The following is a 21131-nucleotide window of genomic DNA, read 5'->3' as shown; positions in this document are numbered from 1 at the left end:
GTCGGGGTCCCCGCCGTTGGCGGGGACCCCGACGGGGCCCGGTACCCTCGGATGGTGTCTGCCACCTCCCCCTCCGCCGCCCCCGGCCGTCGCGTCGCCCTACTGACCCTGGGCTGCGCCCGTAACGAGGTCGACTCGGAGGAGTTGGCCGCCCGGCTGCACGCCGACGGCTGGCAGGTGACCACCGACGGCGAGGGCGCCGACGTGGTGGTCGTCAACACCTGCGGCTTCGTGGAGAAGGCCAAGCAGGACTCGATCCAGACGCTGCTCGCCGCCGCCGACACCGGCGCCAAGGTGGTGGCCGCCGGCTGCATGGCCGAGCGGTACGGCCGGGAGCTGGCCGACAGCCTGCCGGAGGCGCAGGCGGTGCTGAGCTTCGACGACTACCCGGACATCGCCGCCCGGCTGAACGCCGTGGTGGCCGGCGAGGCGATCGCCGCGCACACCCCGCGGGACCGCCGCGAGCTGCTGCCGCTCACCCCGGTCGCCCGCCGCGCCGTGGCGGTGTCGCTGCCCGGCCACGGCACCCCGACGCGGGTCGCCGCGGTGACCGACGAGCACACCCCGGCCCACCTGCGGCAGGTGCTGCGGCACCGGCTCGACACCGGCCCGGTCGCCTCGCTCAAGCTCGCGAGCGGCTGCGACCGGCGCTGCGCGTTCTGCGCCATCCCCGCCTTCCGCGGCGCCTTCGTCTCGCGTACCCTGGACGAGCTGCTCGCCGAGGCGGAGTGGCTGGCCAAGTCCGGCGTCCGGGAGCTGGTGCTGGTCAGCGAGAACTCGACGTCGTACGGCAAGGACCTGGGCGACCCGCGGGCGCTGGAGAAGCTGCTGCCGCAGCTCGCCGCGGTCGCCGGCATCGTCCGGGTGCGGGTGAGCTACCTCCAGCCGGCCGAGACCCGGCCGGGCCTGGTGGAGGCGATCGCCACCACGCCCGGCGTGGCGCCGTACTTCGACCTGTCGTTCCAGCACTCCAGCGAGCCGGTGCTGCGCCGGATGCGCCGGTTCGGCTCCACCGACCGGTTCCTGGAGCTGCTGGCCGGCGCCCGCGCGCTGGCCCCGGAGGTGGGTGCCCGGAGCAACTTCATCGTCGGCTTCCCGGGGGAGACCCGGGCCGACGTGGACGAGCTGGTCCGATTCCTGACCGAGGCGCGGCTCGACGCGATCGGCATGTTCGACTACAGCGACGAGGACGGCACCGAGGCCGCCGGCCTGCCCGGCAAGGTCTCCGCCGCCACCATCAAGCGCCGGTACGACAAGCTCAGCGCGCTCGCCGACGAGCTGTGCTCGCAGCGGGCCGAGGACCGGGTCGGTTCGACGGTCGAGGTGCTGGTCGACTCGGTCGCCGACGGCGTGGTGGAGGGGCGGGCGGCCCACCAGGCGCCCGAGGTCGACGGCTCGACCACCCTGGTCGCGCCGGACGGCGGTGGGGTGGACCTGGCTGCGTTGCGCCCCGGTGACCTGGTCCGGGCCACGGTCACCGCGACCGAGGGTGTCGACCTGGTCGCCGTACCGGATGAGATGATCTCGGCGGCGCCCGGCGCGGCACGGTGACGACGGGCCCGGACGGAGCGGGGGAGCCACGTGGTGCGGTGCCAGGTACGCCACGGCGGCCGGAGCGGGGTGCGGGCATGATCGGAGCGGAGTCGACGGTGGTGGCCCGGGTGCCGGTGCTCAACGCGGCGAACGCGCTGACCGCGCTGCGGTTGATGCTGGTCCCGGTCTTCGCGGCGACGGTGGTCGTCTCGGTCATGACCCATGCGGGCTGGCGGATGGCCGCCTGCCTGATCTTCGTCGTCGCCTCGGTGACCGACCTGGTGGACGGCTGGATCGCCCGCCGGTTCAAGCTGGTCACCTCGGTCGGCAAGGTCGCCGACCCGATCGCCGACAAGGCGCTGACCGGCGCGGCCCTGGTGCTGCTCTCCTGGTACGACCTGCTGCCCTGGTGGGTGACCGCGGTGATCCTCGCCCGCGAGGTGGGGATCACGGCGCTGCGCTTCTGGGTGCTCCGGCACGGGGTGATCGCGGCCAGCCGGGGCGGGAAGATCAAGACCGCGCTCCAGATCCTGGCCATCACCTGGTACCTGTGGCCGATGCCCGCCGCCCTGACCGGGGTCGGCCCGTGGATCATGGGTGCCGCGGTGATCGTCACGGTGCTGACGGGCTTCGACTACGTCGCCCAGGCCCTCCGCCTTCGCCGCCCCGCCCCCTGACCCACCCCACCCCCGGCCTGCTGCGGCCCGATGATCATGAAGTTGTCGTCCGTCGGCCCGGCGAGTCGTCGCGATGACTTCATGATCAACGGATCCGGGCGGAGGATGGGTAGAGCGGGGAGGGAGGGAGGTCCAGCATGGGGACCGACGCGAACCACGAGCGGACGGTCGGCAGCCCGGCGGCGGGCGTGGTGCACAGCCTGCACGAGCGGCACGAGACCCTCGCGACCGTCGAATCCCTCACCGGCGGGCTGCTCTCCGCCTCGATCGTGGAGATCGCCGGGGTGAGCGGCGTCTACCGGGGCGGCCTGGTGGTCTACGCCACCGAACTGAAGTCCGAGCTGGCCGGCGTACCGGAGGAGCTGCTGACGGAGCGCGGGCCGGTCGACCCGGACGTGGCGGTCGCGCTCGCCGAGGGCGGACGACGGCGCTGCGGGGCCGACTGGGGGCTGGCCACCACCGGGGTGGCCGGGCCGGAGCCGCAGGACGGCAAGCCGGTCGGCCTGGTGTACGTCGCCGTGGCCGGGCCAGGCGGCACGGACGTGCGGCGGCTCGACCTGGACGGCGGCCGGGACCACATCCGCTCGGCCGCGATGATCGAGGCGCTGCGACTGCTGTCCGAGCGGATCGACCACGCCGAACAGGCCGACGAGGCGCGGGCGGCCGACCCGGCGGGCGCCGGTCACCGGTGACGCCGGCCACGGCACCGATCCCGACACGCCCGACGGCGGGTACGCCGCCGGGGGCCGGCGTGGCCCTATCGGCGGGATCGGAGGGGCGGGGCGGGATGTCGCCGGCCCGACCAACGGGTACGGTTGCGGGAAGGCTCCGGCGGTGGACGTCGGCGCCGGAGGCGGCCCGCCGCGTCCGGCGAGGCATGCCCGGCCGGAGATGGTGGTCCCGTCAGGGGGAGGTGCGATGGTCCTGCTACGCCGGGTGATCGGTGACGCCCTGCGGGCGCGCCGGCAGGGGCAGCACCGCACCCTGCGCGAGGTCTCCTCCGCCGCCAACGTGAGCCTCGGCTACCTGTCCGAGATCGAGCGCGGCCAGAAGGAGCCCTCCAGCGAGCTGCTGGCCGCCATCTGCGACGCGCTCGGCGCCCGCCTCTCCGAGCTGCTGCGCGAGGTGAGCGACACGGTCACCCTGGCCGAGCAGATGCCCAACGTGCTGGTCCCGATGGTCGACGAGCCGGTCCCGGCGGCCGCCGTCCGCAAGGCCACCAACCGGGGGGTCCGTCAGGTCACCTCCGACGGCGCGGTGGCCGTCCAGGTCCGCCAGGACTCGCCGCTCAAGGCCACGCTGCGCAGCACCCGGGTCCGCCCCGCGGACCGGGACGTGGTCTGCGCCGCCTGATCCGCGCGCCGCGCTCCATGGCCCGGGTGGCCCCCGCCGCGTAGGGTTGATCAGGGCCGCGTGATCGCCCCCTCGCCGTACCCGTGCCGGGCTGGCGTCGGGCTGGGACGATGGGGACATGCCGCGCGGCCCGCCGGTCGGCCCCGCCCGGCTGGGTCAAGGCGGAGCGACGCTACTGAGGGGACAACGCGGAGATGGCTAACCCGTTCGCCAAGGGTTGGAAGTACCTGATGGCGCTCTTCGGCGCGAAGATCGACGAGCACGCCGACCCGAAGGTGCAGATCCAGCAGGCCATCGAGGAGGCCCAGCGGCAGCACCAGGCGCTGGTGCAGCAGGCGGCCGCCGTGATCGGCAATCAGCGCCAGCTGGAGATGAAGCTGTCCCGGCAGATCTCCGAGGTCGAGCAGCTCCAGGCCAACGCCCGGCAGGCCCTGGTCCTCTCCGACCAGGCCCGGGTCCGGGGCGACGAGGCCGAGTCCGGCCGGTACGAGCAGTCCGCGCAGCTGCTGGCCACCCAGCTGGTCTCCGCCGAGCAGGCCACCGAGGATCTGAAGACGCTGCACGACCAGGCGCTCGGCGCGGCCGGCCAGGCCCGCAAGGCGGTGGAGAACAACTCGATGATCCTCCAGCAGAAGCTGGCCGAGCGGACCAAGCTGCTCAGCCAGCTCGAACAGGCCAAGATGCAGGAGAGCGTGGCCCGCTCGCTGGAGTCGATGTCCTCGCTGACCGCCCCCGGCAGCACCCCGACCCTGAACGAGGTGCGGGACCGGATCGAGCGCCGGTACGCCACCGCGATGGGCCGCGCCGAGCTGGCCGGCAACTCGGTCGAGGGCCGGATGCTCGAGATTCAGAAGGCGACCCTCGACTCGGCCGGGTCGGCCAGACTGGAGCAGATCCGGTCGAGCGTGGCCGGCGAACAGCTCACCGGCCGGCAGGAACGGCCCGCGGTCGGGCAGGGCGGCGAGAGCGCGCCGGCCGCCGACCCGGCGGCCGCCGCCCGACTCGACGAGATCCGGGCCAGCATGAGCCGGGAACGCGGCACCGGGGACAGCACCCCCACGGGCTGACCCGGACGGGCGAGGAGGCGGGAATGGCAGACGAACGAGCGCGGCACTTCCGCCGGCTGCGTCGGTTGCGACGCTCCGCCCGGCGGTGGAGCGTACTGGCCGGTGGGCTCGGCGGCGCCGCGGCCGTGCTGACCCCGTACGCCGGGCTCGGCCTGCCGGACGCGGCCTGGGCCGGCGCCGCCGGCAGCGCCATCGCGGTCGCCGCCTGGCGCTGGATCGACCTGCGGGCGCTCGTCGCCGTGCCGGTGCCCCCGGCGCTCGACCCGGCCGAGGCCGCCGCCCGCTCCCGGGCCCGGCTGGTCGCCGCCGTCGAGCGGCTGCCCGTCGGCCCCGGCGTGCTGGCCGAGGTGCGCCGGGTGCGCTCCCGGCTGGCGATGCGCGGCACCACGGCGGCCGAGGCGTGGGCCCGGCTGGACCGGGCCGCGCTCACCCTGGCCGGGATGGCGGGCCGGTTGACCGGGCTGGCCGAGCCGGCCGTGCGGGAGGCCGCCGCCGCCGACCGCTCGCTGCGGGACCTGGCCGAGCGGGTGGCCAGCGTGGAACGCGCGCTGCGGCTCGCCCCGGCCGAGGCCCGGACGCCGCTCGCCGAGGCGCACGGCACCCTGGTCGCCCAGTTGGACGCCGGGGTGTCCGCGTACGAGCGGCTGGTCGTGGCGGCGGCCGGCTACGTCGCCGAGGACGCCCGCCCGGCCATCGCGCATCCGGCCGCCGCCGGGCTCACCGAGGCGACCGACCTGCTGCACGGGGTGGCCTCGGCGCTCGCCGAGCTCCGGACCGTCGGCATGCCCCTGCGCACCCCCTGAGCCGGGCCGGGGCGGGCGCCCTCACCCCGGGGTGGTGACCGGGATGGGGCCGGTCCAGGCGGAGGTGCCCACGACGTTGAACGACCGGATCCGGTAGTGATAGGTGACCCCCCGGGCCAGCCCGGTGTTGGTGAAGCCCCGCCCGGTGACGGTGAAGGTGGCCAACTCGCGGCCGAACGCCGGGTCGAGCGCCCGCTGCACCACGAACCCGGACCCGGGCCGGGTAGGGGTGCTGGCCGACCAGCTCAGGATCACCGTCCCGGTGTCCGGCGTGGGGGCGGTGGCAGTGGCAATCACCGTGCCCGGTGTGCCGGGCCGGGGCGGGGTGGTCACCGTAGCCACTGTGGACCAGGGTGACGCCGCGCCCAGGTAGGTGGTGCGGACCCGGTAGTAGTACGTGGTGTCCGGGGCGACGGCCGGGTCGACGTGGTTGTCGCCGACCGCGATGGCGGTGGTGCCCGGCCCGCTGGTGAAGGTCGGGTTGGTGGCCCGTTGCACGTCGACCCCGGTGGCGAACGAGCGGTTCGCCCAGCGCAGCGCCACCCGCAGCGGCGCGGCCGGCGGGACCGCCGCGGTCAGCCGGGCCGGCGCGGTGAGCGGCACCGACGCCGGCACGCTGTTCGACCAGGACGAGCAGCTCACCGCGTTCTCCGCCCGGATCCGGTAGTGGTAGGTCACCCCCGGGGTGACCGTGGCGTCGGTGTACCGGGCGGCGGTGGCCGCCACGGTGATCTCGGTCAACCCGGTGCTGAAGGTGGCGTCGGTGGACCGCTGCAACAGGTGGCTGGTGGCCGGCGGGCGGCTGCCGTTGCCGGTCCAGGCCAGCGCGATCGCCGGCAGCGCGGTCGCCGAGCCGGGCGCCGGGGTGGCGGTCAGCCCGGTCGGCGCCCTGGGGGACACCCGCAGCACCAGTGGCCGGCTCATGCCCTGGTCCGCCAGGCCCGCGGCGCGAGTGTGCCAGCGGTACTCCCAGCCGAGGTTGACCAGCTGGTTCACCACCGTGGCGGGCCGCCCGTCGATCGGGCTGACCGGGGAGGCGTCGAGCCGGGCGCCGGCCGGGCGCGTCGGGTCGAGCAGCCGTACGCTGTCGCCGATCTTGAAGGGCAGGGTGGCCGGCACCGGGCGCAGCGCCACCACGACGTCCTCCCGGGGATTGACCCGGACGGTCTCCTTCCAGCCCAGCTCGTTGGCGTCCGGCGGCCGGACCGTGCCGTCCCAGCCGACCCGGTTGACCAGCTGCACGTCGCAGCCCTCCACGTGCACCGGATGGGTCTGCGGCGCGTCGCCGACGATCCGCCAGAGCTGGGTGCCGTCGGCCGGCGCCCCCAGCGGCACGGTCGGGTCGGTCGCGAAGAGCACCTCGGTCGCCGGGTCGACGGGACCGAGCGGCAGGGTGGCCGCGGTGCGCGCCCCGGCCTGCGGGTGGCCGACGCCCAGCCGGCCCACCGCCCGGCCGTGCCGCGGCTCGAAGACCTGCCCGACCGCCTTCACGGCGAGCGGGAGGGTGACCGGGGCGGCGGCGCCGGGCGGGGTGACGCCGACCGAGGCGACGCGCGCCGGTACCAGCGTCTCCCGGGGCGTCCGGGTGCCGAACGCCGCGTCGTACGCCGGTTGCGGCACGATCGGCGGGCGCTGGCTGGCCGCGTACGCGGCGGGCAGGCGCTCGGCGAGCCGGGCCAGGTCGTACCGGGGCGCCGGGGTGCCGGCCACCCGGATCTGGAGCAGGGTCCGGGTGTTCGGGCCGTACCCCGGCCGGGTGGGCGGGAGCCCGCCGACGGCGGTGCGGTCCGGGGCGTCGGTGTGGTGGTCGTACCGCGGGTCGAAGCGGGGCAGCGGGGCGGGGCAGTCGTTGTAGAGGATCAGCGTGGCGCCCGGGGGCACGGTGGCGAAGTCCACCACGACGTCGGCCCGCTCGCCGGGGGCGAGCAGCAGCGCGTGCCCGTCCACGTTGAGCACGGTCGGGTCCTGCCGGTCGTACCGGTAGCCCACCGGCCGGTTCGTCAGCACCATCGGGGCGGGCAGCAGGCCGCACTCGTTGCCGATCTGGATCAGCTCCGGTCCGGCCGCCCGCGGATCCGGCACCCCGCCGTCCCGCCCGTCGCTCGGCCAGGACGCCGGCCGGCCCGCCGCCCGGACCGCCTCGACCGCCGGCACCTCCCCGGCGTCCGGGTCCGCCGGTCCGCCGTCGTCCGGCCACATCGGACCGTCCGAGCGGGCCCGGTAGAGCTGGAGGTTGAGGCTGCGGTCGGCGGAGGCGTTGAGGATCCGGAACCGGTACGCCCTCGGTTCGACGGTCAGGTACGGGTACGCCGCGCCGTTGATCAGCATGGTGTCCCCGTACGCAGCGGGGACGGCCGACGGGTGCGGCACGCCCGGCGTCAGCGGCGGCTCGTCCGGCTCGGCGACCGGGTCGTGGTGCGGGTTCGGCACCGGGGCGACCCAGGGGCTGCCGGCGCCGTCGGGGTCGTGGGTCCACGGCCCGTAGTCCCAGCGACCGGTCGGGTTCGTCCCGGCGGTGCCGTACGGATTCTGCCGGGGCTGGTAGACGTGCGGGTGCCAGAGGTTGCCCTTGGTGCCCCAGCGGTCCCGGTCCCAGGTCGGGTCCTGCGCGGCGAGCTGGTCGTCGTCCGGCACGAATGTCTTGTCCTGGATCACCAGCGGCAGCTGGTCGGCCGGGAGCACGCCGTCGGCGACCAGCCGCTCCTCCGCCGGGTCGGTGAGCAGGTAGAGCGCCAGCTGTCCGGAGTAGACGGTGAGCCGGGACAGGCCGAGGGTGTTGTCGTGCAGCCACATCAGCCGGCCGCTCTGCTCGTTCGGGAAGTAGAGCGTGGTGGCGCCCGCGCCCGGCGCCGGCATGTCCGGCACCGGCGTCAGCCCGACCCCGGTCGGGTACGGGGTGATCTCGCCCGCCGGGGTGACCCACCGCCACGGATTGCCCGCGCTGATCCAGGCCGTCTGCGCGCCGGCCAGGTGCGGCGCCGCCCGGTTCTGCGGGTACGGCGCCGGCCCGTCCAGCGGCCCCACGCCAGCCCCGTCGACCGTGTCGTCGACCGGCAGGAAGAGCTCGCCGGCCCGGCCGGTCGGGAGCTGGTTGATGAACTTGATCCGTACCGGCCGGCCGCGCCGGGCGATGATCAGCGGACCGAGGTGCCAGGGCCGGTCCGGCGGGGGCACGGTGTTGTGCCCGGCCGGGTCGGTGCCCAGGTTGAGCTGGCGGTAGCCGCGCAGCCGGGTGGCCGGCAGGTCCCGGTGCAGCCGCTGGGTGTACTCCTGCAACCCGATCTCGTAGTAGTCGCAGCCCGGCCAGGTGATCGTATCCGCCACCGCCACCGGCAGGTGGGCGCCCAACCCGTTGCGGCCCAGCGGCCCGGGCAGCGGCAGGGCGTCGACGAACTTGCGGATGCCGGTGCCGGGTACCGGCCGGCCGTGCCGGTCCAGCACCGGCAGCGGGCTGCCGGCGAAGTTCGGCACCGGACCGAAGCAGCGCGGCACGGCGGCCGGGTCGAGGCTGGCCGGCGTGGGGTCGCCCGGCCCGCCGGTCCGGGCGGCGGGCACGGTCGGGGCGCGGTCCTCGCCGGTGCGGGCCGCGCGGTCCGCCCAGCTCGGCCGCAGTCTGCGGAACAGGGCCATGGCTCTCCCCGGGATCGGGACGCGACGGCCGCCACTTAGGCGTGGCGAGCGGGCGCGCTGCTGACGATCGGTGAGCACTCCACCGCAGCATGCGACGCGTACGCCGGGATGGGGAACTACCCAATCGTCCCTATCTCGGGCGATCTTGACCGGTTCGTGGAAGTTCTACGGTCCGGAGGGGCGGGGGCGTTCCGGCTGGCAGACCGGACACCAGTAGGTGACCCGCTCACCCAGCTCTTCCTTGCGGATCGCGGTGCCGCAGCGGCGGCAGGGCTGGGCCCGGCGGCCGTACACGTAGCTGGTCTGCCCCCGGTGCAGCGAGCCGGTGGTGCTCTGCGTCCACCGCCCCCGGTTGGCGGCCAGCAACCGCTGCGCCAGGGTGACCGTGCCGGTCAGGTCGGGCACCGCGCCGACCGGCGTCCACGGCGAGACACCGCGCAGGAAGAGCACCTCGCACTTGTAGAGGTTGCCGACGCCGGCCAGGTTGCGCTGGTCGAGCAGCGCCTCGCCGATGGTGGCGTCCGGCTGCGCGGCCAGCCGGCGGACCACCTCGACCGGGTCCCAGTCCGGGCCGAGCAGGTCCGGCCCGAGGTGGCCGACCAGCGACTCCTCCTGGTCCGTCGGGATCAACGCCAGCTCGTGCAGGTGATAGCCGACCGCGACCGCCCCGGCGGAACGGAGCACCACCCGGATCAGGTGCGCCGGCCGGGCGGCCCACCGCTCGCCCGCCGCGTACGCCCGCCAGGCGCCGTCCATCCGCAGGTGCGAGTGAAGCGTCCAGTCCCGCCCGCCGCCGACCGCGCCGCCGGGCCCGGGTGTGCCCCTGGGTCCGGCCGTGTCGTCGGGTCCGGCCGCGTCGCCGGCTGGTCCGGTGCCGGTCGGGGCGGTGAGCCGGAGCAGCAGATGCTTGCCGCGGCTGGCCGACTCGCGGACGGTCCAGCCGGTCAGGTCGGTCGCGGCGAGCTGCGGCACGCGGAAGTCGGATCCGGTGAGCCGGGCACCGGCCAGCGCGCGTTGCAGGACGCGGGCGGTGTTCCAGACGGTGTCGCCTTCGGGCACCTCACCATCTTCCCTCGCCCGGGCGGTATCCGCATGTGTGGCTATATGTGCGGAATCCGGGGCCCCACCGGGCCCGGTGGGCATCGGTCAGGGCCGCTCGTCGGGGAGGGCCGAGCGGACCATGTCCTGGTAACGCGGGTGGCTGGCGCCGTAGACGGCGAAGTTCAGCCGGGCGTGGGTGAGGCTCAGGTCGCCGTTGGGGCCGCCCCGCACCACGTCGGCGTCCGCCTCGGACTGGCCGTCGTCGGTCCAGAAGCAGACCGGGCAGGTGCCCCCGCCGGTCCGGGACACGCAACACGGACAAACGACGGGAACCCAGTGCTCACCCACCGGAGCAGCATTCCACACTCGACGTCGGCCGGGGAGTCGTGATCTCAGGCTCCGGTCAGCGACAGGACGTCCCCGGGGCGTACGGCGAGCAGGTCGACCGCCCGGCCGTCGCGTACCGCCACCGCCACCAGGCCGGCGGAGTCGACGTGGACGACCAGTTCGCCGACCGCGGCGTCGCCGAACGTCCGCCCGCGTACCGCCGTCCGGCCGCCCACCCGGATCCACTCGGGAAGCTGGTCCAGCAGCTCGCCCGGGGCGGCGAGCTGGACGTTGCCGAAGTGGTCCACGGTGAGCACCTCGGCGGCGAACCCCGCGCCGGTCCGCCGGACCACCGGCGCCGGCAGCCGGACCAGCGTCGCCGGGTCGACCGCCGGGCCGGCCCCGGCCAGCGGCGCGCCGAGCGCCAGCCGGGCGGCGACCGGAGCGAAGACGTCCCGCCCGTGGAAGGTGCGGGAGACCCGGGGTGCCAGCCACTCCAGGTTGGTCAGCTCGACGGCGCCGGTGACCCCGCCGAGGGCGTCGGCGGCGTCGAGCAGCAGCCCGTTGTCCGGCCCGACCAGCAGCCCGCCGGGGGCGGCCACGGCGACGCCCCGCCGGCCGGTGCCCACCCCCGGATCCACGACCGCCACGTGCACTCCCACCGGCAGGTACGGCACCGTCTGCGCGAGCACCGCCGCGCCCCGGCGGACGTCCCCCGGCGGCACCAGGTGGGTCACGTCGATCACCCGTACCGCCGGCGCGATCCGGGCGATCATGCCGTGGCACGCCGCCACGAAACCGTCGGCGAGGCCGTAGTCGGTGGTCAGCGAGATGCAGGTGTGGCCGCCCATCCGGGCAGGCTAACGCGCTGCTGCGCCGCCGATGCCACAGGTGGGCTGCCGGCGGCGCGCCTCGAGAGGTGATCCCCCAACAGCGGGTAAAGCTGACAAAAATTCATGAAACAGGCGTTGAGTTCGCGATCCTCGTGGAAGGGTCTTTACGGGCGCCCAACCAGCGTCGGATGACGAAGGGCTCCACGACTTCCCACTCTCCGAACCACCTGGCGCCCCCGTGCCTGCGCCCGCGACAGCTACCAGGTTCTCATCGTGCACGCAGGCTTTCCTGTCAGCCGATCGGAAGGAGCAGAAATGGCGACGAAGATCGCACGGCTGTTGACAATCGGGGCGGTGGCCGCGGCCACCGCCGTAGGCAGTCCGGCGATGGCGGACGACGGCGGCCACGAGGACCACCGGGCTCCCCGCTTCGATGTCATCAACCAGGTGTCGGACCAGAAGCTGGATCAGCATTCACGAAGACGAGTGCTCGTGGATCCGGACGCGGTCAACTCCTGGGGCCTGGCCCTGGGGCCGGACACGCCGCTGTGGGTAGCCAACAACGGCACGAACACGGCCACCGTCTACCGCGGCGGTGTGGACGGCGAGCCCGTCGACAAGGTGGATCTCACCGTCAGCATTCCCGGTGGGCCGACCGGTGCGGTGTTCAACGACACGGACGGCTTCGACGTACCGGGGGCGGGTGGTGATGAGCCGGCCAGGTTCCTCTTCGTCAACGAGAATGGTGACCTCATCGCGTGGAACCCGAACGCGGGGACCGACGGGGTCGTCGTCGCCCACCAGAACCGCGCGATCTACAAGGGACTCGCGCTGCTGAAGACCGACCACGGCAATTTCCTGCTCGCCACCGACTTCCACCACGCGCGCATCGACGTGTTCGATGAGAACTTCGACAAGGTGGACCTGCCGGACTCCTCTTTCCAGGACGAGGACCTGCCCGACGGGTTCGCGCCGTTCAACGTGTTGACGGTCGGCGAGCGGATCTACGTCACCTACGCGAAGCAGGACGAGAACGCCAAAGACGACGTGCACGGTGAAGGGCTCGGCTTCGTCGACCTGTTCACCGACCTCGGCCGGCACGTCCGACGGGTCGCCAGTGAGGGAACCCTCAACGCGCCCTGGGGTCTGGCCATCGCGCCGGAGAGCTTCGGCAAGTTCGCCGGCGACCTGCTGGTGGGCAACTTCGGCGACGGCCGGATCAACGTCTTCGACCGCGACGAGTTCGAGGGTCAACTGCGTGACGACGACGGCGACATCATCACCATCGACGGCCTCTGGGCGTTGCTGCCGGGCACTGAGGAGACGGGCGGCGAGGGAACGCTCTGGTTCAGCTCCGGGCCGGACGACGAGCAGCACGGTCTGGTGGGTCAGTTGATCCCGACGAGCTGACAGTCGGCTCGCACCCGCCGCGTCCCCGGGGTCACCCGGGGGCGCGGCGGCCTGTTCTCCTACGCGCCGCCTTCCGATGCCGCCCCGACCGTGGGTCGAGCCCGCGCTGAGTCACCAACCCGTCGTACGCCGTCCCGGGCGGTCAGCCGCGCAGCCGTAGGCCGCGCGGGGTGGCGCGGAAGCCGGCGGCGGTCAGCGCGTCCCGCAGCGGCGAGGAGTGCACCGCCTCGCCGTCCGCGCGTTCCACCGACATCGCGCCGAGCGCGCCGGAGTGCACCGCGTCGGCGAGCGCCTTGCCCGCGGCGGCGAGGGCGTCGGTGTCGTCGGCGAACGAGAGGATCGTCCGCCCGCCCCGCTCCACGTAGAGCACCAGGTCGCCGCCGACGACCACGACCAGCGCGCCGGCCTTGCGCCCGGCCCGGTGCCCGGTGGTCGGAGCCGCGCCGTCGCCCGAGTCGACCACCCGCTCCGGCCAGGGCAGCGCCGCGCCGTACGGGTTGGCCGAGTCGGTGGCGGCCAGCACCAGGGTCGGCCCGCCGCCGCCCCGGCCCCGGCCGCCGTCGGCCGGATCGGCCAGGGCCCGGATCCGGTCCACCGCGCCCGGGACGGCGAACTGCGCGGCGCCCAGCCCCTCGACGAAGTAACCCCGGCGGGCCGCCCCGCGCTCCTCCAACGCCGACAGCACCGGGTAGACCGCGGCGAAGCCGCCGACCACCTGCTCGGCCATGACCGCACCCCGGGTGACCACCCCGTGCCGTTCGAGCAGCAGGTCGGCGAGGGCGGCGGCCCGGCGGGTCGGGTCGAGGTCCCGCTCGGGCAGCCGCGACCAGCGGCCGGCCACTGTCGGCGGGCCGCTGCGGCCGGGCAGCGCCACCCGGCCGGGACGGCGGTAGCGGGTCCGCGGCGCGGACGGGCGGGACCGGTGGGCGCCTCCACCGCCGAGCGCCGCCCGCAGCGGGGCGAGCGTGTCGTTGGTGAGCTGACCGGCCCAGACCAGGTCCCAGACGACGGCGGTCAGCGCGGCGTCGTCGGTGGCTCGCACCCGGTCCGACAGCGAGCGGAAGAAGAGCGCCTGGCCGTCCGCGAGCGCGTCCAGCACCGCGTCGTGCAGCGGGGTGCGGGTGAGCGCGTCGTCGGGCGGGGGCAGCAGCAGCGGCGCGGCGTCCGCGTACGCCAGGGTGACCCAGCCGTCGCCGCCGGAGATCGCCCCGGACCCGGCCCAGACCACCTCGCCGCTGGCGCAGAGCTCGTCGAGCTGGGCGGGAGAGTAGTCGGCGACCCGGGCGGGCAGCACGAGACGTTCCAGCGCGGAGGCGGGCACCGACGCCCCCTGCAACTGCTCGACGGCGGCGGCGAGGGCCTCCACGCCCCGCGCCGACGAGCCGACCTGCTGCCAGCGGGGCAGGAACGCGGCGAGAGCCCGGGGCGGCACCGGCTCGATCTCCCGGCGCAGCGCGGCCAGCGAGCGGCGGCGCAGCAGGCGCAGCACCTCGGCGTCGCACCACTGGGTGCCGACGCTGTCCGGGGCGAACTCGCCGGAGACCACGCGCCCGGTGGCGGCGAGCCGGCGCAGCGTCTGCTCCACCACGAAGACGCCCAGCCCGAACCGGGCGGCGCAGGTGGCCGCGGCGATCGGGCCGTGGGTGCGGGCGTACCGGGCGACCAGGTCGCCGAGGGGATCCGCCATCGGCGCCAGGTACGCCTCGGCCACCCCGACCGGCAGCGCCACGCCGAGCGCGTCGCGCAGCCGGGCGGCGTCCTCGACGCCGACCCAGCGTTCCTCCCCGGCGATGCGGACCCGCAGCACCCGGCGGGCGGCCTCCAGCTCGGTCAGCCACGCCACCGGCGCGCCCCGCTCGGCCAGCTCGGCCTCGCTGAGGTCGCCGACCACCCGGAGCAGCTCGACCACGTCCTCGGCGTCGCGGGGGCGGCGCTGCTCGGTCAGCCAGCGCAGCTGCCGTTCGGTCTCGGCGAGCACCGCCGGGTCGAGCAGCTCGCGCAGGTCGACCCGGCCGAGCAGCTCGCCGAGCAGGCCCGAGTCGAGCGCGAGAGCGGCGGCCCGCCGCTCCGCGAGGGGGGCGTCGCCCTCGTAGAGGAACGCGCCGACGTACCCGAAGAGCAGCGAGCGGGCGAACGGCGAGGGCCGGTCGGACTCCACCTCGACCAGGCGCACCTTGCGGGCGGCCAGGTCACGCATCAGCCCGGCCAGGGCGGGCTGGTCGAAGACGTCCTGCAGGCACTCGCGGGCGGCCTCCAGGGTGACCGGGAAGTCGGCGTACTCGCGGGCGACGTCGAGGAGTTGGGCGGCGCGCTGGCGCTGCTGCCAGAGCGGCTGCCGGCGGCGCGGGTCGCGGCGGGGCAGCAGCAGGGACCGGGCCGCGCACTCGCGGAACCGGGCGGCGAAGAGCGCGGAGGTGCCGACGGACTCCTCGACGAGCTGGGCGATCTCGTCGGGCTCGAAGACCACCACGTCGGCGCCGGGTGGCTCGTCGGCGGTGTCGGGCAGCCGCACCACGATGCCGTCGTCGGAGGGCATCACCTGGGCGTCCAGGCCGTACCGCTCGGCGAGCCGCCGGCCGATCGCCAGGGCCCACGGGCCGTTGACCCGGGCGCCGAGCACCGAGTGGACGGCGAGCCGCCAGTCTCCCAGCTCGTCGCGGAACCGTTCGACGACCACCGTCCGGTCGTCCGGCAGGGAGCGGGTGGCCGCCTGCTGCTCGCGCAGGTACGCCATCAGGTTGCCGGCGGCCCAGTCGTCCAGCCCGCCGGCGCGCAGCGCGGCGGTCGCGGTGTCGTCGTCCTGCCGGACCAGGGCGCGGACCCGGGCGCCGATGGCGCGGCCCAACTCGACCGGGCGGCCGAGCTGGTCGCCCTTCCAGAACGGCATCCGGGCGGCCTGGCCGGGGGCGGGGGAGACCAGCACCCGGTCGGGGGTGATCTCCTCGATCCGCCATGAGGAGGAGCCGAGCAGGAAGACGTCGCCGACCCGGGACTCGTAGACCATCTCCTCGTCCAGCTCGCCCACCCGGGCGGCGCGTTCCGCGCCGGCCAGGAAGACGCCGAAGAGCCCCCGGTCGGGGATCGTGCCGCCGCTGGTCACCGCGAGGCGTTGGGCGCCGGGCCGGCCGGTGAGCACGTCGGTGGCGCGGTCCCAGACGAGCCGGGGCCGCAGTTCGGCGAAGGCGGTCGACGGGTACCGCCCGGAGAGCATGTCCAGCACGGCGTGCAGCGCCGATTCGGGCAGCTCGGCGAAGGGCGCCGCCCGGCGGACCAGCACGGCCAGGTCGCCGAGCCGCCACGGTTCGAGCGCCACCATCGCCACGACCTGCTGGGCGAGGACGTCGAGCGGGTTGCGCGGGTAGTGCAACTCCTCGATGGCGCCGGCGGCCATCCGCTCGGCGACGACGGTGCAGGAGAGCAGGTCGCCCCGGTGCTTGGGGAAGACCACGCCGCGGGAGACCGCGCCGACCTGGTGCCCGGCCCGGCCGACCCGTTGCAGGCCGGCGGCGACGCTCGGCGGCGCCTCGATCTGCACCACCAGGTCGACCGCGCCCATGTCGATGCCCAGCTCCAGGCTGGAGGTGGCGACCACGGCCGGGAGCTGGCCGGACTTGAGCGCCTCCTCGATGTGCTTGCGCTCCTCACGGGAGACGCTGCCGTGGTGAGCCCGGGCGATCACCGGGGCCGCGCCGGCCGCCGCGCCGGACTGCGCCATCACCTCCGCCGGCTGGCGCGGCGCCCGCACCGGCCCGACCGGCCCACCCCACGCGTCGGCGCCGCGCCCGGGACCGTCGTCGGCGGCCGCTGGCCCGCCGTCCCGCGCCGACCCTTCCGGTACGCCCACCGGCCCCCCGCCGGGCGCGGTGAGCCCGCCCCCCGGCGTGCCGTCGGGCCCGCCCAGGGCGACCGCCAGCTCCTCGGCGGCCAGCTCGTTGAGCCGGGCGCAGAGCCGTTCCGCGCTGCGCCGGGAGTTGGTGAAGACGATGGTCGAGCGGTGCGCCCGGATCAGCGAGAAGACCCGCTCCTCCACGGCCGGCCAGATCGACGCCCGGCGCGGGCCGCCGGGGCCGCCCAGGTCGTCCGCCGGCTGTTCCTGCTCGTCGAGGCGGGTCATGTCCTCCACCGGGACCTGGACGCTGACCTCGATGGTCTTGCTGCTGCGGGGCTGCACCACGTCGACCGGGCGGGCTCCGCCGAGGAAGCGGGCGCAGACGTCGATCGGCCGGACGGTGGCGGAGAGGCCGATCCGCTGGGCGGGCGCCTCCAGCAGCTCGTCGAGGCGTTCCAGGGAGAGGGCCAGGTGGGCGCCGCGCTTCGTCCCGGCGACCGCGTGCACCTCGTCGACGATCACCGTCTGGATCCCGCGCAGCGAGTCCCGGGCGGCGGAGGTGAGCAGCAGGAAGAGCGACTCGGGGGTGGTGATGAGGATGTCCGGCGGGGTGCGGGCGAAGGCGCGGCGCTCGTCGGCCGGGGTGTCGCCGGTACGCATCCCGACGGTGATGTCCGGCGGGGCGACGCCGAGCCGGGTCGCGGCCTGCCGGATGCCGGCGAGCGGGGCGCGCAGGTTGCGCTCCACGTCGACGGCGAGCGCCTTCAGCGGGCTGACGTAGAGCACCCGGCAGCGCTGCCGCGCTTCGGCGGGAAGGGGCTCCTTGGCCAGCCGGTCGAGCGACCAGAGGAACGCGGCGAGGGTCTTGCCGGAACCGGTGGGGGCGACGACCAGGGCATTGCGCCCGGCGGCCACCGAACGCCAGGCGCCGGCCTGGGCCGCAGTGGGCGCGGCGAACGCCGCGGTGAACCACTCCCGGGTCGCCGCGCCGAAATCCGCCAGCACCGCCACGTCCCCGCCGGTCACCTCTTTCGCCACGCCTCCCATCCTGCCCCGCCGGTGCGACATCCGGCCTTCGGTGGGCGCGGGTTCTGTCCGGCTCCGGCTCTTACGCGACGGATGCGACGTTGAACGCGTTAAGTCTCACTTAACTGCTTGCTTCTGTGGCGCAACATAAAGTAACTTCACTCGCAACGCAGCACGGGGTGGAGGGCTTTGGATGACCGTCGACGAGCGAGGCTCCGGGCCCGTGACCGACGTGCTCATCCGTAAGGTCGACAGCCATCTCGCCGCGCTCCGCACCGGCCTGTACGGCCCCGAGCTGGAACTCGCCGAGCAGCTCGCCCGCTGCCTGCGGGAGCTGGTCATCGCGACGGCCCGGTCCAGCGCCGCCGACCGGGCACTGGTGCGCGCAGCGGTGCACTACTTCGTCCTCCGCCGGGAGAGCCGTGGCCGGCTGCTCTCGGTGCGGTCCCTCGCCGCCGCCCAGCGGGTGGTCAACAAGGCCGTGCGCCAGCTCGGCCGTCCCGACCTGCTGGTGGAGACCCGCCGGGAGCGGCCGTCCCGCGCGCCGGCGCTCTCCGCCGGCGACGGCGCGTTCCGCTGACCCGGTACCCCGTACCGCGTCGTTGCCCCGGTCCGGCCCCGGCCGGGCGGTTTTCCCCAAAACCGCCCCTGGGCCGGCGATCTGACGTCTGATCGGTCGTGGCCGGCGCGTGCCCGTCCCGGCGTGCGGTCCCACTCGACCTGGAGCGCGCGTGCTCGTACTGCTGATCCTGCACCTGGTGGCGGCCCTGCTCGCCCCGCTGCTGGTCCGCTGGTGGGGTCCGCGCGCCTGCTACCCGCTCGCCCTCGCGCCGGCCGCCGCGTTCGGCTGGGCCGTGGCCCACACGCCGGCGGTCCGCGACGGCGGCGCGGTCGTCGAGACGTACCCGTGGATCGGCCAGCTCCACCTCGACCTCGCGCTGCGGGTCACCACCCTGTCCTGGCTGATGGTGCTGCTGGTCGGCGGCGTCGGCGCGCTGGTGCTGGTCTACTCCGCCCACTACTTCCACCCCGGCTCGGCGGGGCTGGCCCGGTTCGCGGCCGTGCTGGTCGCCTTCGCCGGGGCGATGCTCGGCCTGGTGGTCGCCGACGACCTGCTGCTGCTCTACGTCTTCTGGGAGCTGACCACGGTCTTCTCCTACCTGCTGATCGGGCACAGCACCGAACGGCGGTCCAGCCGCTGGGCGGCGGCCCAGGCGCTGACCGTGACCACCCTCGGCGGGCTGGCCATGCTGGTCGGCTTCCTCCTGCTCGGCCGGCACGCCGGCGGCTACCACTGGTCGGCGATCGCCGCCGCGCCGCTGCCCGGTGGCCGGTACCTCGCCGTGGCGGTGCTGCTGATCCTGACCGGGGCGCTGGCCAAGTCCGCCGTCGTGCCGTTCAGCTCCTGGCTGCCGGTGGCGATGGCCGCGCCGACGCCGGTCAGCGCGTACCTGCACGCGGCGGCGATGGTGAAGACCGGGGTCTATCTGGTCGGGCTGCTCGCCCCGGTGCTCGCGGTCGCCGGCCCGTGGCGGCCGGTCACCGTGGTCGCCGGGCTGGTCAGCCTGGTAGCCGGCGGCTGGGCGGCGCTGCGGCAGACCGACCTGAAGCTGCTGCTGGCGTACGGGACGGTCAGCCAGCTCGGCCTGCTGACCGTGGTGATCGGCGCGGGCACCCCGAAGGCCGCGCTGGCCGGCGCCGCGATGCTGCTGGCGCACGCGCTGTTCAAGGCGGCCCTGTTCCTCGTCGTCGGCCTCCTCGACCACTGCGCCGGCACCCGTGACCTGCGGGAGCTCTCCGGGGTCGGGCGGACCGCGCCGCTGCTGGCGGTGGTCGCCGGGCTCGCGGCCGCGTCGATGGCCGGGCTGCCGCCGCTGTTCGGCTTCGTCGCGAAGGAGGCGGTCCTCGCCGCCTTCACCGACCGGCCGCTCGTGCTCGCCGTGCTGGTCGGCGGCACCGCCCTCACCGTCGCGTACAGCATCCGTTTCCTCTGGGGCGCCTTCGGCGTCCGCCCCGGCACGCCGCCCACCGAACTCGCCCCCGCCCCTGCCGCGATGCTGGCGCCGCCGGCCCTGCTCGCCGCCGCCGGGCTGGCCGCCGGCCCCGCCGCCGGCTGGCTGGGTGGCATGCTCCGGCCGTACGCCGAGCTCTTCGGCCCGGTGGAGGAACACCTCGCGCTCTGGCACGGGCCGACCCCGGCGCTGGGCCTCTCCGCGGTCGCGGTCGCCGGTGGCGTCGCGCTGCACGCGGTACGCGGCCCGCTCGCCCCCGCGCTGGCCCGGCTCCACTTCCCGGTGGGCGGCAACCAGGGCTACGAATGGGTCACCCACCGGTTCGACCGGATCGCCATCGAGGTCACCGGCGCCACCCAGCGCGGCTCGCTGCCGCAGTACCTCGGCGCCATCCTGCTCGCGCTGGTGCTGGTGCCCGGCGCGGCGATGCTGTCCGCCCGCCCCTGGCGGGAGCGGATCGCGCTCTGGGACACCCCCGCCCAGCTGGTGGTCTGCCTGGTGATCGCGGTGGCGGCGGTGCTCGCCGTCGGCGCCCGCCGCCGGCTCACCGCGATGCTGCTGGTCGGGGTGACCGGCTACGGCACCGCGATGATGTTCGTCCTCTACGGTGCCCCCGACCTGGCGCTCACCCAGTTCCTGGTGGAGACCGTCACCATCGCGGTCTTCGTGCTGGTGCTGCGCCGGCTGCCGGAACGCTTCTCGGCCCGGCCGCTGCGCCGAAGCCGGTGGCTGCGGCGGGGGATCGGGGTGGCGGCCGGGGTGGTGATGGCCGGCCTCGCCCTCGCGGCGGCCGGCGCCCGGCGGACGCCGTCGATCTCGCTCGCCTTTCCCGACCTGGCGGTCGCCCAGGGCTACGGCCGCAACGTGGTCAACGTGACCCTGGTCGACATCCGGGCCTGGGACACCATGGGGGAGATCTCCGTGCTGGTGGTGGCGGCGACCGGGGTGGCCAGCCTGATCTTCGAACGGTCCCGCACCGGGCCGCGGCCGCGCCGCCCCGCGCCGTCCGGGCGCCACCGGGACCGGCGACCGGTCTGGCTGCGCGGCGGGGCCACCCTGCGCGAGCGGCGCCGGTCGATCGTCTTCGAGGTGGTCACCCGGCTGATCTTCCACACGGTGCTGGTCTTCTCCCTCTTCCTGCTCTTCTCCGGGCACAACGCCCCCGGCGGCGGTTTCGCCGGCGGCCTGGTGGCCGGCCTCGCCCTCGCGATCCGCTACCTGGCCGGCGGCCGGTACGAGCTGGCCGAGGCGGCGCCGGTCGGGGCGGGGACCGTGCTCGGCGCCGGGCTGGCCGTCTCCGTCGGCACCGGCGTGATCGGGCTGCTCCGCACCGGATCCGTGCTGGAGAGCGTGAAGGTCGACCTCTGGCTGCCCGCCGTCGGCCACTGCTACCTGGTCACGTCGCTCTTCTTCGACATCGGCGTCTACCTGATCGTGGTCGGGCTGGTGCTGGACATCCTGCGCAGCCTCGGCGCCGAGGTGGACCGGCACATCGAGGCGAGCGGCGGCCCGGAGGGGGGCCTGGCGGTCGAGCGGGAGGGGGACCGGACGTGAGCGCGAGGAGTGAGCCGGTTCTGCGAGCCCCGCAGT

14 protein-coding genes are annotated in these 21131 nt (G+C 75.3%); 9 read left to right on the top strand and 5 right to left on the bottom strand.

Going from position 1 to position 21131, the window contains the following annotated elements:
• Positions 1–51 precede the first annotated feature (51 nt).
• From rimO to pspM, 6 genes are all read left to right on the top strand, one after another.
• Entirely contained in the window at positions 52–1551 is a 1500-nt protein-coding gene (gene rimO / locus SLP03_RS29415; RefSeq protein WP_319463906.1) for a 30S ribosomal protein S12 methylthiotransferase RimO, read from the top strand.
• Between the two features lie 77 nt (positions 1552–1628).
• Complete coding sequence (gene pgsA / locus SLP03_RS29410; RefSeq protein ID WP_319463905.1) at positions 1629–2210, top strand: CDP-diacylglycerol--glycerol-3-phosphate 3-phosphatidyltransferase; 582 nt, start codon at positions 1629–1631, stop codon at positions 2208–2210.
• Positions 2211–2347: 137 nt separating this feature from the next.
• Entirely contained in the window at positions 2348–2902 is a 555-nt protein-coding gene (locus tag SLP03_RS29405; RefSeq protein ID WP_319463904.1) for a CinA family protein, read from the top strand.
• 226 nt (positions 2903–3128) lie between these two features.
• A complete protein-coding gene (locus SLP03_RS29400) occupies positions 3129–3563 on the top strand; it encodes a helix-turn-helix domain-containing protein (RefSeq protein WP_319463903.1) in 435 nt (144 codons plus the stop codon).
• A 194-nt stretch (positions 3564–3757) separates the two neighbouring features.
• Positions 3758–4630: a PspA/IM30 family protein gene (locus tag SLP03_RS29395; RefSeq protein ID WP_319463902.1), complete on the top strand. Its 873-nt coding sequence runs from the start codon at positions 3758–3760 to the stop codon at positions 4628–4630.
• A gap of 23 nt (positions 4631–4653) precedes the next feature.
• Positions 4654–5433 (top strand): phage shock envelope stress response protein PspM, encoded by a 780-nt coding sequence (gene pspM / locus SLP03_RS29390; RefSeq protein WP_319463901.1) that lies wholly within the window; start codon positions 4654–4656, stop codon positions 5431–5433.
• Positions 5434–5454: 21 nt separating this feature from the next.
• Here pspM and SLP03_RS29385 read toward each other — a convergent pair whose 3' ends face one another.
• From SLP03_RS29385 to SLP03_RS29370, 4 genes are all read right to left on the bottom strand, one after another.
• Positions 5455–9063: a multicopper oxidase domain-containing protein gene (locus tag SLP03_RS29385; RefSeq protein ID WP_319463900.1), complete on the bottom strand. Its 3609-nt coding sequence runs from the start codon at positions 9061–9063 to the stop codon at positions 5455–5457.
• A gap of 165 nt (positions 9064–9228) precedes the next feature.
• Positions 9229–10122, bottom strand: a complete 894-nt coding sequence (locus SLP03_RS29380) for a zinc finger domain-containing protein (RefSeq protein WP_319463899.1) — start codon at positions 10120–10122, stop codon at positions 9229–9231.
• An 87-nt stretch (positions 10123–10209) separates the two neighbouring features.
• Positions 10210–10452 (bottom strand): CPCC family cysteine-rich protein, encoded by a 243-nt coding sequence (locus SLP03_RS29375; RefSeq protein ID WP_319463898.1) that lies wholly within the window; start codon positions 10450–10452, stop codon positions 10210–10212.
• Between the two features lie 44 nt (positions 10453–10496).
• Positions 10497–11282 (bottom strand): SAM-dependent chlorinase/fluorinase, encoded by a 786-nt coding sequence (locus tag SLP03_RS29370; protein ID WP_319463897.1) that lies wholly within the window; start codon positions 11280–11282, stop codon positions 10497–10499.
• A 297-nt stretch (positions 11283–11579) separates the two neighbouring features.
• Here SLP03_RS29370 and SLP03_RS29365 point away from each other — a divergent pair, with 297 nt between their 5' ends.
• Positions 11580–12674, top strand: coding sequence for a TIGR03118 family protein (locus SLP03_RS29365; protein WP_319463896.1), 1095 nt, complete (start codon positions 11580–11582; stop codon positions 12672–12674).
• A 142-nt stretch (positions 12675–12816) separates the two neighbouring features.
• Here SLP03_RS29365 and SLP03_RS29360 read toward each other — a convergent pair whose 3' ends face one another.
• The gene (locus SLP03_RS29360; RefSeq protein ID WP_319463895.1) at positions 12817–17550 is read right to left on the bottom strand and encodes a DEAD/DEAH box helicase; all 4734 of its coding nucleotides are present in this window, start codon (positions 17548–17550) and stop codon (positions 12817–12819) included.
• Between the two features lie 172 nt (positions 17551–17722).
• Between SLP03_RS29360 and SLP03_RS29355 the strand changes: the two genes are divergently transcribed.
• Together SLP03_RS29355 and SLP03_RS29350 are read left to right on the top strand one after the other, a co-directional pair.
• Positions 17723–18109: a hypothetical protein gene (locus SLP03_RS29355; RefSeq protein WP_319463894.1), complete on the top strand. Its 387-nt coding sequence runs from the start codon at positions 17723–17725 to the stop codon at positions 18107–18109.
• A gap of 151 nt (positions 18110–18260) precedes the next feature.
• Positions 18261–21095, top strand: coding sequence for a Na+/H+ antiporter subunit A (locus SLP03_RS29350; RefSeq protein ID WP_319463893.1), 2835 nt, complete (start codon positions 18261–18263; stop codon positions 21093–21095).
• Positions 21096–21131 lie beyond the last annotated feature (36 nt).

Source organism: Micromonospora sp. RTP1Z1 (assembly GCF_033804685.1).
In the GTDB taxonomy this organism is placed as follows: Bacteria; Actinomycetota; Actinomycetes; order Mycobacteriales; family Micromonosporaceae; genus Micromonospora.
The sequence above is the reverse complement of the archived record's forward strand: the minus strand, read 5'-3'. Positions and strand labels throughout refer to the sequence as shown.